This window comes from Streptomyces sp. A01, assembly GCF_059026195.1.
The window spans coordinates 408,742-422,607 of sequence record NZ_JBWLKN010000001.1; the positions used below are offsets into that span (position 1 = coordinate 408,742).

General features: G+C 72.3%; 15 protein-coding genes. 7 read left to right on the forward strand and 8 right to left on the reverse strand.

Features of this window, described 5'->3' with window-relative positions; translation table 11 throughout:
- The gene (locus tag AC5P1B_RS01630) at positions 1–741 is read left to right on the forward strand and encodes an ABC transporter permease (RefSeq protein ID WP_493884302.1); all 741 of its coding nucleotides are present in this window, start codon (positions 1–3) and stop codon (positions 739–741) included.
- A 39-nt stretch (positions 742–780) separates the two neighbouring features.
- Here AC5P1B_RS01630 and mug read toward each other — a convergent pair whose 3' ends face one another.
- From mug to AC5P1B_RS01645, 3 genes are read right to left on the reverse strand one after another with little or no spacing between them, the layout of a single operon-like run.
- On the reverse strand, positions 781–1,320 hold the full coding sequence (mug, locus tag AC5P1B_RS01635) for a G/U mismatch-specific DNA glycosylase (protein WP_493884488.1): 540 nt from the start codon (positions 1,318–1,320) through the stop codon (positions 781–783).
- Positions 1,317–2,750, reverse strand: a complete 1,434-nt coding sequence (purB, locus tag AC5P1B_RS01640; protein ID WP_493884303.1) for an adenylosuccinate lyase — start codon at positions 2,748–2,750, stop codon at positions 1,317–1,319. The genes mug and purB overlap by 4 nt, the downstream gene beginning before the upstream one ends.
- A gap of 58 nt (positions 2,751–2,808) precedes the next feature.
- Positions 2,809–3,660, reverse strand: coding sequence for an SGNH/GDSL hydrolase family protein (locus tag AC5P1B_RS01645; RefSeq protein ID WP_493884489.1), 852 nt, complete (start codon positions 3,658–3,660; stop codon positions 2,809–2,811).
- Positions 3,661–3,887: 227 nt separating this feature from the next.
- Between AC5P1B_RS01645 and AC5P1B_RS01650 the strand changes: the two genes are divergently transcribed.
- The 3 genes from AC5P1B_RS01650 to AC5P1B_RS01660 all read left to right on the forward strand — a co-directional run bounded on the left by AC5P1B_RS01650 (position 3,888) and on the right by AC5P1B_RS01660 (position 6,045).
- Positions 3,888–4,421: a MazG-like family protein gene (locus AC5P1B_RS01650; protein WP_493884304.1), complete on the forward strand. Its 534-nt coding sequence runs from the start codon at positions 3,888–3,890 to the stop codon at positions 4,419–4,421.
- Positions 4,418–4,570 (forward strand): hypothetical protein, encoded by a 153-nt coding sequence (locus AC5P1B_RS01655; RefSeq protein WP_493884305.1) that lies wholly within the window; start codon positions 4,418–4,420, stop codon positions 4,568–4,570. The genes AC5P1B_RS01650 and AC5P1B_RS01655 overlap by 4 nt, the downstream gene beginning before the upstream one ends.
- Before the next feature lie 446 nt (positions 4,571–5,016).
- A complete protein-coding gene (locus AC5P1B_RS01660) occupies positions 5,017–6,045 on the forward strand; it encodes a pentapeptide repeat-containing protein (RefSeq protein ID WP_493884306.1) in 1,029 nt (342 codons plus the stop codon).
- A 61-nt stretch (positions 6,046–6,106) separates the two neighbouring features.
- On the opposite strand, the gene AC5P1B_RS01665 is transcribed toward AC5P1B_RS01660, so the two are convergent.
- The 4 genes from AC5P1B_RS01665 to AC5P1B_RS01680 all read right to left on the reverse strand — a co-directional run bounded on the left by AC5P1B_RS01665 (position 6,107) and on the right by AC5P1B_RS01680 (position 10,290).
- Positions 6,107–7,126: a hemolysin family protein gene (locus AC5P1B_RS01665; RefSeq protein ID WP_493884307.1), complete on the reverse strand. Its 1,020-nt coding sequence runs from the start codon at positions 7,124–7,126 to the stop codon at positions 6,107–6,109.
- On the reverse strand, positions 7,123–8,616 hold the full coding sequence (locus tag AC5P1B_RS01670; protein WP_493884308.1) for a hemolysin family protein: 1,494 nt from the start codon (positions 8,614–8,616) through the stop codon (positions 7,123–7,125). The genes AC5P1B_RS01665 and AC5P1B_RS01670 overlap by 4 nt, the downstream gene beginning before the upstream one ends.
- 226 nt (positions 8,617–8,842) lie before the next feature.
- Complete coding sequence (locus AC5P1B_RS01675) at positions 8,843–9,268, reverse strand: GNAT family N-acetyltransferase (RefSeq protein WP_493884309.1); 426 nt, start codon at positions 9,266–9,268, stop codon at positions 8,843–8,845.
- Positions 9,269–9,399: 131 nt separating this feature from the next.
- Complete coding sequence (locus AC5P1B_RS01680) at positions 9,400–10,290, reverse strand: LLM class F420-dependent oxidoreductase (RefSeq protein ID WP_493884310.1); 891 nt, start codon at positions 10,288–10,290, stop codon at positions 9,400–9,402.
- Positions 10,291–10,500: 210 nt separating this feature from the next.
- Here AC5P1B_RS01680 and AC5P1B_RS01685 point away from each other — a divergent pair, with 210 nt between their 5' ends.
- Together AC5P1B_RS01685 and AC5P1B_RS01690 are read left to right on the forward strand one after the other, a co-directional pair.
- Positions 10,501–10,725, forward strand: coding sequence for a toxin-antitoxin system HicB family antitoxin (locus AC5P1B_RS01685; protein WP_493884311.1), 225 nt, complete (start codon positions 10,501–10,503; stop codon positions 10,723–10,725).
- Positions 10,722–11,093, forward strand: coding sequence for a fic family toxin-antitoxin system, toxin component (locus AC5P1B_RS01690; RefSeq protein ID WP_493884312.1), 372 nt, complete (start codon positions 10,722–10,724; stop codon positions 11,091–11,093). The genes AC5P1B_RS01685 and AC5P1B_RS01690 overlap by 4 nt, the downstream gene beginning before the upstream one ends.
- A 124-nt stretch (positions 11,094–11,217) precedes the next feature.
- Here AC5P1B_RS01690 and AC5P1B_RS01695 read toward each other — a convergent pair whose 3' ends face one another.
- Positions 11,218–11,904, reverse strand: a complete 687-nt coding sequence (locus AC5P1B_RS01695; protein ID WP_493884313.1) for a class I SAM-dependent methyltransferase — start codon at positions 11,902–11,904, stop codon at positions 11,218–11,220.
- Between the two features lie 477 nt (positions 11,905–12,381).
- Here AC5P1B_RS01695 and AC5P1B_RS01700 point away from each other — a divergent pair, with 477 nt between their 5' ends.
- Complete coding sequence (locus AC5P1B_RS01700; RefSeq protein ID WP_493884314.1) at positions 12,382–13,161, forward strand: thioesterase II family protein; 780 nt, start codon at positions 12,382–12,384, stop codon at positions 13,159–13,161.
- The last annotated feature ends 705 nt before the right edge of the window (positions 13,162–13,866 follow it).

The following is a 13,866-nucleotide window of genomic DNA, read 5'->3' on the forward strand; positions in this document are numbered from 1 at the left end:
ATGCTGGTCACCGCGGTACTCCGGTCGGAATGGGCCAAGATCCAGACCGTGCGCTCCACCCTCATCGCCCTCGTCTGCGTACCCGTGGCGACCACCGGCTTCTCGGCCCTGGCCTGCGGCACGTACAGCGCGGACGGCTCCGGCGCGGACCTCGACCCCGTCCACTACTCCTTCTTCGGCCTGAACTTCGGGCAGATGGCCGCCATCTGCTTCGGTGTCCTGGCCGTGACGGGGGAGTACAAGAGCGGCGGCCTCCGCATGTCGCTGGCGGCGGTGCCCCGCAGAGGGCTCTTCTACGGCTGCAAGCTCGCGGTCGTCGGCGGTCTCGGCCTCGCCGTGGGCCTCGTCACCGGCTTCACGTCCTTCTTCACAGGCCAGGCGCTGCTCGGCACCGCGGGGGTCGGCCTCGGCGCCGACGGGGCGCTCCGCGCGGCCATCGGCTGCGGGATCTACCTGGGCCTGATCACCGTGCTGTCGGCGGGAGTCGCCACACTGCTGCGCGGGCCGGTCGCCGCGATGGGCGTGCTGATCCCGCTGCTCTGCTTCATCGCGCCAGTCTTCGGCACCGGGTCCTCGCTGTACACGGTGATGCGGTTCCTGCCCGACGCGGCGGGTCAGGCCGTCCTGCACACCACGGCCCAGGACGGCCTCGGCCCCTGGACGGGGCTCGTCGTCCTGACCGGCTGGGCCGCGGCGCTCGCCCTCGCGGGCTGGCGCGTCCTGGAACGTCGGGACGCCTGAGCACGATCCGCGTACCGGGATGGCGGACCGGTACGCGGATCAGCCGCCGGTGGCCGCCGCGCGCAGCCGCCCGTACTCCTCGGCCATCGCCGCGGGTGACCAGTGCGCGTTCAGCCCGCTGGGGTTGGGCAGCGCCCACACCCGGGTGTCGCCTATGAGGATGTCCTGCGGCCCGATGCGGGCCTTGCGGTCGGCGAAGGCGACGCGGTACGCCGTCACGCCCACGACGGCGAGCCACGCGGGGCGGAACCGTTCCACCTTCGCCCGCAGCAGCCGTCCGCCCTCGCGGAACTCCTCGTCGCTCAGCTCGTCGGCCCGCGCCGTGGCCCGCGCGACGACGTTGGTGATGCCGAGCCCGTACGACAGCAACTCCTCCTGCTCGGCGGGCAGCAGGCGCCTCGGCGTGAACCTGGAGGCGTGCAGTACGGGCCAGAAGCGGTTGCCGGGGCGGGCGAAGTGGTGCCCGGTCGCCGCCGACATCAGCCCGGGGTTGATCCCGCAGAACAGCACACGCAGGTCCTCCGCGATCACGTCGGGGACGACGCGGTCGCGGGCGGCGGCCAGCTCCTCCGGTGTCAGAGGATCGACCCCGGCACGTATCCGGCGGCCTCCGGGTGCCGCTTGGTGATCTCCTCGACGCGGGCGACGACGGACGCCACCTGACCGGCGGCGGCGCCGGTGAACGACAGCTGGTCGGCCATCAGCGCGTCAAGTCCCGCACGGTCCAGCGGAATCCGCTCATCCGCGGCGAGCTTGTCCAGCAGCTCGTTGGTCGGGGTGCCCTGCTCGCGCATCGCGAGGGCGGCGGCGACGGCGTTCTCCTTGATCGCCTCGTGCGCCTCCTCGCGGCCCACCCCGGCTCGTACGGCGCCCATCAGCACCTTTGTCGTGGCCAGGAACGGCAGGTAGCGGTCCAGCTCGCGGGCGACGACGGCGGGGAAGGCGCCGAACTCGTCGAGCACGGTCATGAACGTCTCCAGCAGGCCGTCCAGGGCGAAGAACGCGTCCGGCAGCGCGACCCGGCGGACCACGGAGCAGGACACATCGCCCTCGTTCCACTGGTCGCCGGACAGCTCGCCGGTCATGGAGGCGTAGCCGCGCAGGATCACCATCAGGCCGTTGACGCGCTCACAGGAGCGGGTGTTCATCTTGTGCGGCATGGCGGACGAGCCGACCTGGCCCGGCTTGAAGCCCTCGGTGACCAGTTCGAGCCCGGCCATCAGACGGATCGTCTTGGCCAGCGAGGACGGCGCGGCGGCGAGCTGTACCAGCGCGGTCACCACGTCGTAGTCCAGCGAGCGCGGGTAGACCTGGCCCACCGAGGTGAAGGCGTGCGAGAAGCCCAGGTGCCCGGCGATCCGCCGCTCCAGCTCGTCGAGCTTCGTGGCGTCACCGCCCAGCAGGTCGAGCATGTCCTGCGAGGTGCCGACGGGGCCCTTGACGCCGCGCAGCGGGTAGCGGCCCAGCAGCTCCTCCAGCCGCGCGAAGGCGACCAGCAGTTCGTCGGCACCGGTCGCGAAGCGCTTGCCGAGGGTGGTCGCCTGGGCGGCGACGTTGTGCGAACGCCCGGTGATGACCAGCTCGGCGTGCTCGCCCGCCAGCCTGCCGAGCCGCGCCAGCACCGCGACCGTACGGTCGCGCATCAGCTCAAGCGACAGCCGGATCTGGAGCTGCTCGACGTTCTCGGTCAGGTCGCGGGACGTCATGCCCTTGTGGACGTGCTCATGCCCGGCGAGGGCGTTGAACTCCTCGATGCGGGCCTTCACATCGTGCCGGGTGACCTTCTCGCGCTCGGCGATCGACGCCAGGTCGACGGTCTCAAGGACCCGCTCGTAGTCGGCGATGGCGGCGTCGGGCACCGCGATGCCAAGATCCTTCTGGGCGCGCAGCACGGCCAGCCACAGCCGCCGTTCCAGCGTCACCTTGTACTCGGGGGACCACAGGACGGCCAGCTCCGCTGAGGCGTAGCGGCCGGCCAGGACGTTCGGGATGCGCGGCTTAGCAGTCACGGGCGCACAGTCTACTGGCGATACCCGCAGGCCAGCGCCACGCCCAGGTCAGCTGCCCTCAGCTGCCCGCGTCGGCGGAGGAAGCCGCCGCTTCGCCCGCGTGCCCCGAGTCCCCGGCGGGCCGGCCGTCGGTGGCGGCGGGCAGCGCGTACGGGAGCAGGTCGGCTCGCTTGGGGGAGCGGCCGTCGCCCGAGGAGCGGCCGGTGAGCCGCCTGCCGATCCACGGCACCAGATGCCGCCGGGCGAACCGGGCGTCGGCACCGCGCCGGGCGCGCCAGCCGGGCAGCACGGGCGGCGGTAGCGCCTCGTCCCAGTCGAAGGCCGGCTCAAGGCCGATCGCCTGCCACACCGCCTCGGCCACCCGCCGGTGCCCCTCCTCGTTCAGGTGCAGCCGGTCATCCGCCCACATCCGCGCGTCGCCGAGGGAGGCCGCGCCGAACAGGTCCACGACCACGGCGCCGTGCCGCGCGGCGAGCGCGTCGATGTGCGCGTACAGCCGTTCCATGCGGGGCGTGCCCCGCTCCAGCAGGGGGCCGTGCCGGCCGGGGCTGCGCATCAGCACGAGCTGCCGGCAGGTGGGGGCGAGGCGTTCCACCGCCTCCTCAAGGCGGGCGCACACCAGATCCATGTCGCACTTCGGGCGCAGCACGTCGTTGAGACCGCCGACCAAGCTCACCAGGTCCGCGCCCATGGCGGCGGCGGGCCCGCTCTGCTCGTCGACGATCTGCCCGATGAGCTTGCCGCGCACCGCCAGGTTGGCGTAGCGGAAGCCGGGCGCGCGGGCGGCGAGCCGGGCGGCGAGGAGATCGGCCCAGCCCCGGTAGCTGCCGTCGGGCAGTTCGTCCGACATGCCCTCGGTGAAGGAGTCGCCGATCGCGACGAAGCTGGTGTAGGTGGCGTTCATCTGCATGGCGGCAGCGATCATATCGGCTGGGGGTACGCGGTAGGCGGGCGCGGGCCCCTGGCTCAGCTGTCTTCCGCGGTGTTCCGCGCTGTTCCGCCGGGCTCCACTTCCGTTCCGTCCTGCCGCCGTCCATCCGTTCACCCCGGACCGGTACGCCCAGGTGACAGCCGTCACCCGGGGTGTCCCGAGCCGCCTTCCGCCTTCCGCCACCCGTCTCGCGAGGAGACCGCCCCATGACCGAACGTCCGACCGCAGACCTGGTCACAGCCGACCGGCCCGCCGCCACACAGGAGCGAGATGCCCTGTGTGAGGGACGCGCTCCACGCGCGGGAGGTACCTCGTTCGGGGGACAGCCTCCCGGCCCGCGACCAGCCCCCGGCGGGGCGGAGGCGGTGGGGACGGCCGACGCCACCGGAGAGGCCGCGCCGGTGCCGGGCACCGCGCTGTGGGAGGCCGCCGCGGCCTCGGTGGCCTGGCTTGACCGCGCCCACGCCGCCGGTGACCCCGGTCAGGAGACGGCGCTGCGGCTGATGAAGCTGGCGGAGGAGGCGGGCGAGGTGATGCAGGCGTACATCGGCCTCACCGGGCACAACCCGCGCAAGGGTGTCACCCACGGCCGGGATGACGTCGCCGCCGAACTGTGCGATGTCATCCTCACCGCCGCCGTCGCCCTGCACGCGTTCACCGACGATCCGGCGGCCACCCTCGACACCCATGTGCGCGGCGTCGCCCGCCGGGTGCGCGACCTGTCGGAGGCCCAGGCGTGATCCGTCGTCTGCTCGCCCGGTTCCGCCTGGAGTCGTCCGCGCGTCGCGCCGCCCGCGTCCGCACGGAGCGCAACCGCCGCGTCCCCGGCTCGTATCCGGACAATCCCGGCGACCCCAACGCCAAGCCGAAGGAGACCACCGAGGAGTAGCGCCGCAATGGTGTGATCGTCTGCATGACGACGCTCACGCCTCCCCGTTGGGACCACTGCGGAACGGGTGCCACGACCGGGGCCCCGGTCGGCTGCCGGGGCATCCGGCTTCCCGGCGACCGGTGCCTCGCGCACCTCGCTCCGCAGCGGCGCGCCGCGTATCTGGCGGGCCTGCGGCCCGGCGACGCCGTGGATCTGCGGGGCACGACGTTCACCCAGGAGCTGCTGGACGAACTTTTCGCGGCCCTCGGCCAGCGGGAAGGGCGGCACGCGCTCCTGGGTGAGGCCGGTTTCGACGAGGCGGTGTTCGAGGGCCGCGTCTCCTTCAGCCGGGTGCGGTTCGCGGGCGCCGTCGCTTCACCCCCGCGACGACCCTGGGGCCGCTCGTCTGCGCGACGGAACTCGACCTCGCCGACACCGTCTTCCACGGGGTCGCCCACCTCCAGGTGTCCGCGGCCCGGATCTCCTGCCTGGGCGCCCGCTTCGAGGAGCCGGTCACGCTCCGCGCGCGCTACGCGGCGATCGACCTCACCCGGGCGCTGCTGCTCCACCCGTGCACGGTGGTCACCGACCACACGCCCGGCGCCCGTCCCTCCGAGGAGGCCCTGGGGTCCCCGGACGACCCGGCCGTCTCGGTCACCTCCCTGCGAGGCGTGGACGCCGCCATGCTGCTGCTCGCCGACGTCGATCTGCGCGGCTGCCGGTTCTCCGGCGCCCACCACCTCGACCAGCTGGGACTGGAGGGCCGGTGGACGTTCCGGTACCCGCCCAGCGGGCGGCGCGGACGCGGAGGGCTGCCGCGCCGCTGGACCCGGCGGCAGGTCATCGAGGAGGAGCGGCAGTGGCGCGCGCTCCCCGGCAGGCCCGCCGCCGCACGGCAGGGCTGGGGCGCCCCGCCGGACAACCAGGAGGAGGTCCCCGGCCTCGCCACGCTCACCAGCGTCTACCGGCAGCTGCGCAAGGCACGGGAGGACGCCAAGGGCGAGCCGGGCGCCGCCGACTTCTACTACGGCGAGATGGAGATGCGGCGCCACAGCTTCCGCTACCGCAGTGCCGAACGCTGGCTGCTCCAGGGCTACTGGCTGCTGTCCGGCTACGGGCTGCGCGCCTCCAGGGCGCTGGCCTGGCTGGCCGTGGCGATGATGACGAGCGTGCTGCTGATGATGGGCCTCGGGCTGCCCGACGCGTCGCCGAGGCAGGAGGCGAGGGGGCAGGTGCCCGCCTCCGGTGGCACCGCCACCTTCGCGCTGGACCGGCGGGACCCCGAGCTCACCCTGCCCGTGGGGCGGCGCTTCACCGGCGAACGGTTCGAGAAGTCCCTGCGCGTGGTGCTCAACTCCGTGGTGTTCCGCTCCAGCGGCCAGGATCTGACCACTTGGGGGACGTACACGGAGATGACGTCCCGCCTGACTGAGCCCGTCCTGCTCGGTCTCGCCGTCCTCGCCGTCCGCAGCCGGATCAAACGGGGCAGCTGACCAGCGCCAAGGCGCCCCGCCCCTCGCCGACGCGAGGGGCGGGGCGCCTTGGCCGGTGCGTCTACGCGCTCGGGGCCCGTCCTACGAGTTCGCGCAGCACGTCCTCCATGGTGACCAGCCCGACCAGGCGGCTGCCCTCGTCGATGACGGCGGCGAGATGGGTGCTGGTGCCCCGCATGGCCGTCAGTACGTCGTCGAGCGGGGTCGCGGCCCGTACGCGGGCGATGGGCCGCATCTGGTCCGTACGGAACGGCACGTCGCGCGGCCGGGCGTCCAGCGCGTCCTTGACGTGCAGATAGCCGAGGATGCGCCCACTGTCGTCGGTGACGGGGAAGCGGGAGAAGCCGGACTCGGCCGACAGCCGCTCCAGCCCCTCCGGGCTCACCCCGAGCCGGGCCGCGACGACCCGGTCGACGGGCAGTACGACATCACGTACCGGACGGCGGCCCAGTTCCAGGGCGTCCCGCAGCCGTTCCGTGGCCCGGTCGTCCAGCAGTCCCGCCTCACTGGAGTCGGCGACCATCCGGGCGAGATCGTCGTCGGAGAACGACGCCGAGACCTCGTCCTTGGGCTCCACCCGCAGCAGCTTCAGCAGCGCGTTCGCGAACGCGTTGACCGTGAAGATCACCGGACGCAGCGCGCGCGACATGGTCACCAGCGGCGGCCCGAGGAGCAGCGCGGTGCGCACCGGCTCGGCGAGCGCGATGTTCTTCGGGACCATCTCGCCGAACAGCATGTGCAGATACGTCGCCGCCGCCAGCGCGATGACGAAGGCGATCGGATGGGTCATGCCGTCGGGCACGCCCACCGCGTGGAATCCCGGCTCCAGCAGGTGCGCGATGGCCGGTTCGGCGACGATGCCGAGCACCAGCGTGCACAGCGTGATGCCCAGCTGGGCGGCCGCCATGAGGGCGGACACATGCTCAAGCCCCCACAGCACCCGGCGGGCCCGTCGGTCGCCCTGTTCGGCGTGCGGCTCTATCTGGCTGCGGCGCACCGAGATCATCGCGAACTCGGCGCCGACGAAGAAGGCGTTGACGACCAGCGTCAGCAGACCGATCAGCAGCTGGATGACGATCATCGACGGGTCTCCTTCTGGCCGTGCGTACGGTCCCCGGCGCCGCCCCGGCCCCGGGCTTCGGTATCGGAACCGTGAGCGGGGGCGTGCTCGTGGCCTCGGCCGCGGTGTCCGCCCCGGTGGCCTCGTTCGGCGCTCCGGCGGCTCGCGCGGGGCGCGTCGTCCTCGTCCTGGCCGTCCGCCTGGCTGGGCAGCGGTGCCCGCAGCCGCACGCCCGCGGCCCGGCGGCCCGAGGCGTTCAGCACGTCCAGCTGCCAGCCGGCGACCTCGACGGCGTCGCCCTTGGCGGGGATGCGGCCGAGTTCGGTGGCGATCAGGCCGGCCAGCGTCTCGTACGGGCCTTCCGGCGCGCGCAGCCCGATCGACCGCAGCTGGTCGATGCGGGCCGAGCCGTCCGCGTCGTACAGGGGTCTGTCCTGCGCGTCTTTGCCGAGCGGCGCCAGGTCGGGCGTCTCGTGCGGGTCGTGTTCGTCGCGTACCTCGCCGACGACCTCCTCGACGATGTCCTCCAGCGTCACCACTCCGGCCGTGCCGCCGTACTCATCGATGACGACGGCCATGGTGCGCTTGCCCGACAGCCGGTCGAGCAGCCGGTCCACGGTCAGGGACTCGGGGACCAGCAGGGGCTCGCGCAGCAGCTCGGCCACGGGGTGCCGGTGCCTGCGCTCGGCGGGGACGGCGAGGACGTCCTTGATGTGGGCCACGCCGACGACCGTGTCGAGATTGCCCCGGTAGACGGGGAAGCGGGACAGGCCGGTCGCGCGGGTGGCGTTGGCCACGTCCTCGACGGTGGCCTGCACATCCAGCGCCATGACCTGCACGCGGGGCGTCATCACGTTCTCCGCTGTCAGCTCCGCCAGGTTCAGGGTGCGCACGAACAGCTCCGCGGTGTCCCGGTCGAGCGCGCCCTGCTGGGCGGAGTGCCGGGCCAGCGCCACGAGTTCTTGCGGGCCGCGCGCCGAGGCCAGCTCTTCGGCCGGCTCCAGGCCCATGCGGCGCACGGTGCGGTTGGCGGTGTTGTTCAGGTGGCTGATGAACGGGCGGAACGCCGTGGTGAAGATCCGCTGCGGGGTCGCCACCCGCTTCGCCACCGGCAGCGGAGTGGAGATCGCCCAGTTCTTGGGCACCAGCTCGCCGACGACCATCAGCACGACGGTGGACAGCACGGTGCCCACCGCCAGCGCCGCCGAGTCCACGACGGACTTCGGCAGGCCGATCGCGCCCAGCGGGCCGCCCAGCAGAGCGGCGATCGACGGCTTGGCGAGCATGCCGACGATCAGGTTGGTGACGGTGATGCCGAGCTGCGCGCCGGACAGCTGGAAGGTGAGGCTCCGGACGGCCTTCAGGGCGCTGTCGGCGCCCCGGTCGCCGCGCTCCACCGCGCGCTCCAGCTCGCTCCGCTCGACGGTGGTCAGCGAGAACTCCGCCGCGACGAAGGCGCCGCAGGCCAGGGAGAGGAGGAGCGCCAGCGCCAGAAGAAGCACTTCAGTCATCGGTTCACCTCCGTCCCATGGTCAGGCAGGGGAAGCGAGAACGCGCGATGTCGGCTACTGGGAGGCTCGTCCATGGACGGACGCTCACACCTTTCGGAAGAGGGGGGACAAGAAAGCACTGCGGATAACACTGCGAATACTGAGCCACCCATGGTAAAGGATGGGCAAAGGGCCTGAAACGCGCGGGCGATCATGGTTTGCGCATGCCACGGCGCATGGTCGGCGGTCAGCTGGCGAGAGGCTTCACCCAGCGGCTCCACTGCGGCTCACGGGCGTAGCCCGCCGCGCTCCACGCCCGCTGCGCGCGTTCATTGCGGTCGAGCACCATCGCGTCGCCGCGGCGGCCGCCCAGCTGCCGGAACCGGCGCTCGGCGGCGTCGAGCAGGACGGACGCCACCCCCTGACGGCGGTGTGCGGGATGCACGGCAAGCCGGTACAAGTGACACCTCCAGCCGTCGAACCCGGCGATGACCGTGCCCACGAGTACCCCGTTTCGCTCGGCGAGTATCAGCGCCTGCGGATCGCGGTTCACGAGCCGGGTGACCCCCGGCACGTCGTCGCTGACGCTGGTCCCCTCGGCTGCCTCCTGCCAGAAGGCCAGCACGGCTTCGGCGTCGGCTGGGTCGGCGGCTCGTATGTGGAGATCGTTCATGGCGGAATTCCATCATCGGCCGCTCGGCGGCCACGGCGGGTTTCGACTGCTGAGACGGGCGGTGGGGAGCGGGGCGGGGCCTGGGCCCGCGCGGCCGGTCCAGCCACCGCCCCGCCCCGCCCCGCTCGCTCTCACTCGCCGCGCAGCTCCGCCAGCACCGGGGCGAACGCCTCCAAGTACGGGTCGAGCACGGTGATGTACGAGAAGCCGAACCGCTCGCGGTGTGCCCGCAACTGGTCGGCCATCTCCGGCACGGTGCCCGCCAGCAGCGCCGGGTGCTCCAGCAGCTGCTCCTCGCTCAGGCCGGGGGCGTAGGAAGCCAGCTCGTGGACGGCGGCCTGCCGGTCGTCGGTGACCGCGACCCGCTGGACCAGGTAGTTCAGCTCGGCGGGCTCCTGCCGTCCGGCGGCGAACGAGCGGTAGGCGCCGACGCGCTCCTCCAGCTCGTCCGGGCTGATCAGGTGCAGTGTGCCCTCGGGCGCGTCCGGTGCCTGCTTGCCGCCGGTGAAGGCCGCGATGTCCGCGTGCTCGGCGGCGAGGCGCAGCACGCGGTTGCCGTTGCCGCCGAGCAGCACGGGGGGCCGGGGTGTCTGGGCCGGGCGCGGCTGGTGCTCCTCGTCGGTCAGCAGCCGGTCCAGCTCGGCCAGCGTCCGCTCAAGGTGGTCCACCCGCTCCTTGGGCGAGCCCCAGGGCAGCCCGGCGGTGTCGTGCTCGGCCTTGACGTAGCCCGCGCCGAGGCCGAGTTCGAGACGGCCGTCCGTCAGCTGGTCGCAGCTGGCCACCTCACGCGCGAGCAGCGCCGGGTTCCAGAACCCGGCGTTGAGCACGAAGGTGCCCACGCGCGGGCGCTCGGTCGCCTGGGCGGCGGCGATCAGGGCCGGGAAGGGGGCGGGCATGCCGAGATGGTCGGGCACGAGCAGGACGTCGTAGCCGAGTTCCTCGGCGCGTCGGCACTTCTCGCGCCACGCTTCGCCGGTGTCCATGGTGAGCAGATTGACGCCGAAGCGGAACGGCCTTGTCATGAAGCCTCCTTGGGGTGGTACCGCGAACGTACCGTCCGACCGCCGCGCCGGTGGTGGAGGCGGCCGGAACCGGCCGGGGAGGTGACGCGGCTCACCACCGGGCCCTCACCGATCTCACTCGCCCCAGGGCTCCCGACCGGGGTGGTGGCTCGTGCGCGCTCGGTCTGGTCGCCCTTGCGGGTGCTAGCGGAAGCGCGCTAGCGTGAAGACGTGGCGAAGACACAGTTGAACGTGCGAGTCGATGAGGCCACCGCCGAAGCCGCCCGGGCGCGGGCCCTCCAGCGGGGAGTGAGCATGAACCGGTACATCGAGGAACTGGTGCGCCAGGACGCCGGAGAAGTCGGCCAGACCTTCGTCGAGGCGGCCGCCGACTTCATGAAGCAGTACGAGAGCGTGTTCGCGGAGGAGTCCGGCCAGGAGCGGCCGAACCGTTGAACGTACGCGTCGACCTGGCCTGGCTTCTCATGATCGCGGAACACAACACCCCGGGAGACCCCGCCGTCACCGACTGGGGCGCGCTCGTCGCCGCCGTCAGCAGGCATGAGGCCGAGATATTCGGCGTCCCCGTCTACAAGGACCCGCAGGCCCGGGCGGCGGCCCTGCTCCAGCTGCTGCTGCACGTCCCCGCCCTCGAACGCTCCAACGCGCTCTTCGCCACCGCCGTCGCCTACGGCTACCTCGTCGCCAGCGGCGTGAAGGTCGCCATCTCGCCCGAGCAGGTCCGCGACCTGGCCCGGCTGGTCATGGACGGCACGGCGAACGTCCAGGACATCGCCGGCGAGCTGCGCACCTGGAGCGCCTGACGCCCAGCTCCCCGACGGGGCGGCTTTCCGACCGGGCGGCTCCTCGACGGGGCGGCTCCCCGATCGGGCGGTTTTCCCACCCGGCGGTGACGCCCGGCCCGGGAGCCCGGTGATCGCGCCGCTGTCAGGCGTCGCCGTCCTCGCTGAACGGGCGCCGCGCCACCCCGAGGACGCAGTAACTCGTCGGCAGCGGCAGCCCGCGCCCCGGGACGCGCAGCCGCCGGTGCTGGACCATCTCGAACCCGGCGGCCGCCAGCTCCGCCGGGATGTCGCGGCCCGAGTGGCAGCCGCCGCACAGCGCGGGCCCCACCGTTCGGTCGAGCGCCTGCTGGGCCAGCACCATCGCGGGATGCCAGGCCCGTCCATGCTCGAAGAAGCGCAGCTCCCCGCCGGGCCGCAGCACACGGCGCAGCTCCGTCAGCGAGCGGCGCACGTCCCGTACGGAACACAGCACCAGCGCGGTGACCGCGGCGTCGAACGCCTCGCTCTTGACCGGCAGCGCCTCCGCCGTCGCGGGAACCACGTCCACCGGCACCTCGGCGCGCAGCGCGGCCGTCACGGCCAGCTTCCGCAAGTGCCGGTCCGGCTCGATGGCCACCACCTCGGAGACGGCCATCGGATACCGCGCGAAGTTCAGCCCGCTGCCCGCGCCGATCTCGATGACCCGGCCGGCCAGCCCGGCCAGCAGTTCCCGCCGCAGCTCCGCGATGCCCGCCCGCTTGTCGGCCAGAGGGGCGAACGTCGCGTAGGCGCGGGCGAACAGCGGATGACTCACGGCGTCACGGGAGAGTCCGCGGCTGCGTACGCGCATGGCCGGTGCCCCTTTCCGGTCTTCGCTTTCCGGCGGGAGTTGTCTAAGGCCATTGTGCCCGCGCGGGCGAGGCCCGCACCGTGTCGTGGCGGCGTCTACCGCTCCGCATGGCGTTGAGGGGCCCTCCGCCGTGGCTTTACGGGTGTCGCGGCCCCATTAAGGGGTTGGCCGGGGCTCCCCGGGCGGGTGAAGGTGGCGTGGTGTCCGCCGACTGGCTCCAGGTCTCGATCGGGCGGGGCCGCCACGCGTCGGCGGCTTCCGGCGCTTGGCGTCCTTCGCGCCCGTTTCGCCGGGCCAGGCTTCGTGGGAGAGCCGTGCGGTACTCGCGTCGGCGCTGTGCCGACGCCGCGTCAAGGACAGGGGTGAGCTGTCCGGTTGCGGCAAGGGCTGATGAGATAGGGGACGTCCGCTGATCTTTCGCGGCTCAGCGGCCGGAAACCCTCAGTGAAGCAGCACCATGAAGGAGCGAGAATAGCTATGAGCACCACTCCGAGCGACGACCAGTGGGTCCGGCGCTTCCATCCCGTGGCCGACAGTCCGCACCGCGTGGTGTGCCTGCCGCACGCAGGAGGCTCCGCTTCCTTCTTCTTCCCCTTCTCCAAGGCCCTGTCCGAGAACACCGAAGCGCTGGCCGTCCAGTATCCGGGCCGCCAGGACCGGCGTGCGGAACCGGCGTTGGAGACCGTCACCGAGCTGGCGGACGGGATCTACGAGGCGCTGCGCGGATGGTCGGACAAACCGCTCGTGCTCTTCGGCCACAGCATGGGCGCCGTCCTCGGCTTCGAGCTGGCGCGCCGCTTCGAGCGGGACGGCGACGGGCGGCTTCTCGGCCTGATCGCCTCGGGCCGCCGCGCGCCGTGCGTCCACCGGGTGGAGACCGTGCACGCACAGGGAGATGACGCGTTGATCGACGAGATCCGCGCGCTGAGCGGTACGGACTCCGGGCTGCTGGCCGACGAGGAGCTGCTGCGCATGGTGCTCCCCGCGATCCGCGCCGACTACACGGCCATCGAGACCTACGTCTGTGACGCGGACGGGTCGATTCCCGTGCTGAACTGCCCGGTCAGCGTGCTGACCGGGGAGTCGGACCCGCGCGTGAACCTCGAAGAGGCCAAGGCGTGGGAGCGGCTCACCTCGGGCAGCTTCACCTTCCGCAGCTACCCCGGCGGGCACTTCTACCTCACTCCGCAGCAGGACCAGGTGGTCAAGGCGATCACCGAGGACGTCGCGGAGTTCTCGCGGGTTTCCACGGGCTGACGCGGCCGTACGTCGCGCTGTATGTCGCGACCGGCCGAAGCGCCGGACAGCGGGCACCGGGACCGGCCGGGGGACATCGAGCCCCGGCCGGGACCCCGTGCCCGCTGTTTCGCGTGAGGCAAGCGCCCGTTGGCTCCTACCTGCTCGGCTCGCACCCGCGGCCCGTGCCGCCCGTACGACTCCGCCCGTACGGCTTCACTTTTACGCCTTCGCGATCGCGAACGGGCGCTCGCATGGGACGTGGCTGCCTGACGGCCCGGCGGCGGCCGGACCACGGCGGACTCGGTGCGACATTCCCGGCATGCCCGATGCTGCGATAGGTCAATGCTGTGATGTGGAGGATATGTCCGGCATGCGGGCCGGTGCTGTCTTCGTCACACCGGAGCTGACCGGCTTGGTACGCGAGTAGCGGCGCCCCTGGGCGTGACGGCGCGGCGCGATGTGTGCTGTCTCACAGGACGGCGTCACGATGAATCGCCCATTTCGGCACCTAAGTCACCAGTGCGTCGGGGGGACTTAATCAGAGCGTTACACCCTTGAAGGTGTGGTGTCATAGTGATCCCTGAGGCTGACGTTTACCCAACTGGCCTGCCTTTACCGGGGCCATCCGTCAGCACTCGCAACATCCGGTCCTCCCCCCACGATCCGACCAGGATGGGACCACACATATGCGCTATGAGTTGACGCGCACGCGCGCGTCCCGAC

What these genes read in the sequence shown, in the direction of transcription:
- AC5P1B_RS01700 (WP_493884314.1), top strand. Translation starts at nt 12,382, where the DNA reads ATGAGCACCACTCCGAGCGACGACCAGTGGGTCCGGCGCTTCCATCCC.
- AC5P1B_RS01695 (WP_493884313.1), bottom strand. Translation starts at nt 11,904, where the DNA reads ATGCGCGTACGCAGCCGCGGACTCTCCCGTGACGCCGTGAGTCATCCG.
- AC5P1B_RS01645 (WP_493884489.1), bottom strand. Translation starts at nt 3,660, where the DNA reads ATGCAGATGAACGCCACCTACACCAGCTTCGTCGCGATCGGCGACTCC.
- AC5P1B_RS01670 (WP_493884308.1), bottom strand. Translation starts at nt 8,616, where the DNA reads ATGACTGAAGTGCTTCTTCTGGCGCTGGCGCTCCTCCTCTCCCTGGCC.
- AC5P1B_RS01665 (WP_493884307.1), bottom strand. Translation starts at nt 7,126, where the DNA reads ATGATCGTCATCCAGCTGCTGATCGGTCTGCTGACGCTGGTCGTCAAC.
- AC5P1B_RS01680 (WP_493884310.1), bottom strand. Translation starts at nt 10,290, where the DNA reads ATGACAAGGCCGTTCCGCTTCGGCGTCAATCTGCTCACCATGGACACC.
- AC5P1B_RS01630 (WP_493884302.1), top strand. Translation starts at nt 1, where the DNA reads ATGCTGGTCACCGCGGTACTCCGGTCGGAATGGGCCAAGATCCAGACC.
- AC5P1B_RS01675 (WP_493884309.1), bottom strand. Translation starts at nt 9,268, where the DNA reads ATGAACGATCTCCACATACGAGCCGCCGACCCAGCCGACGCCGAAGCC.
- AC5P1B_RS01650 (WP_493884304.1), top strand. Translation starts at nt 3,888, where the DNA reads ATGACCGAACGTCCGACCGCAGACCTGGTCACAGCCGACCGGCCCGCC.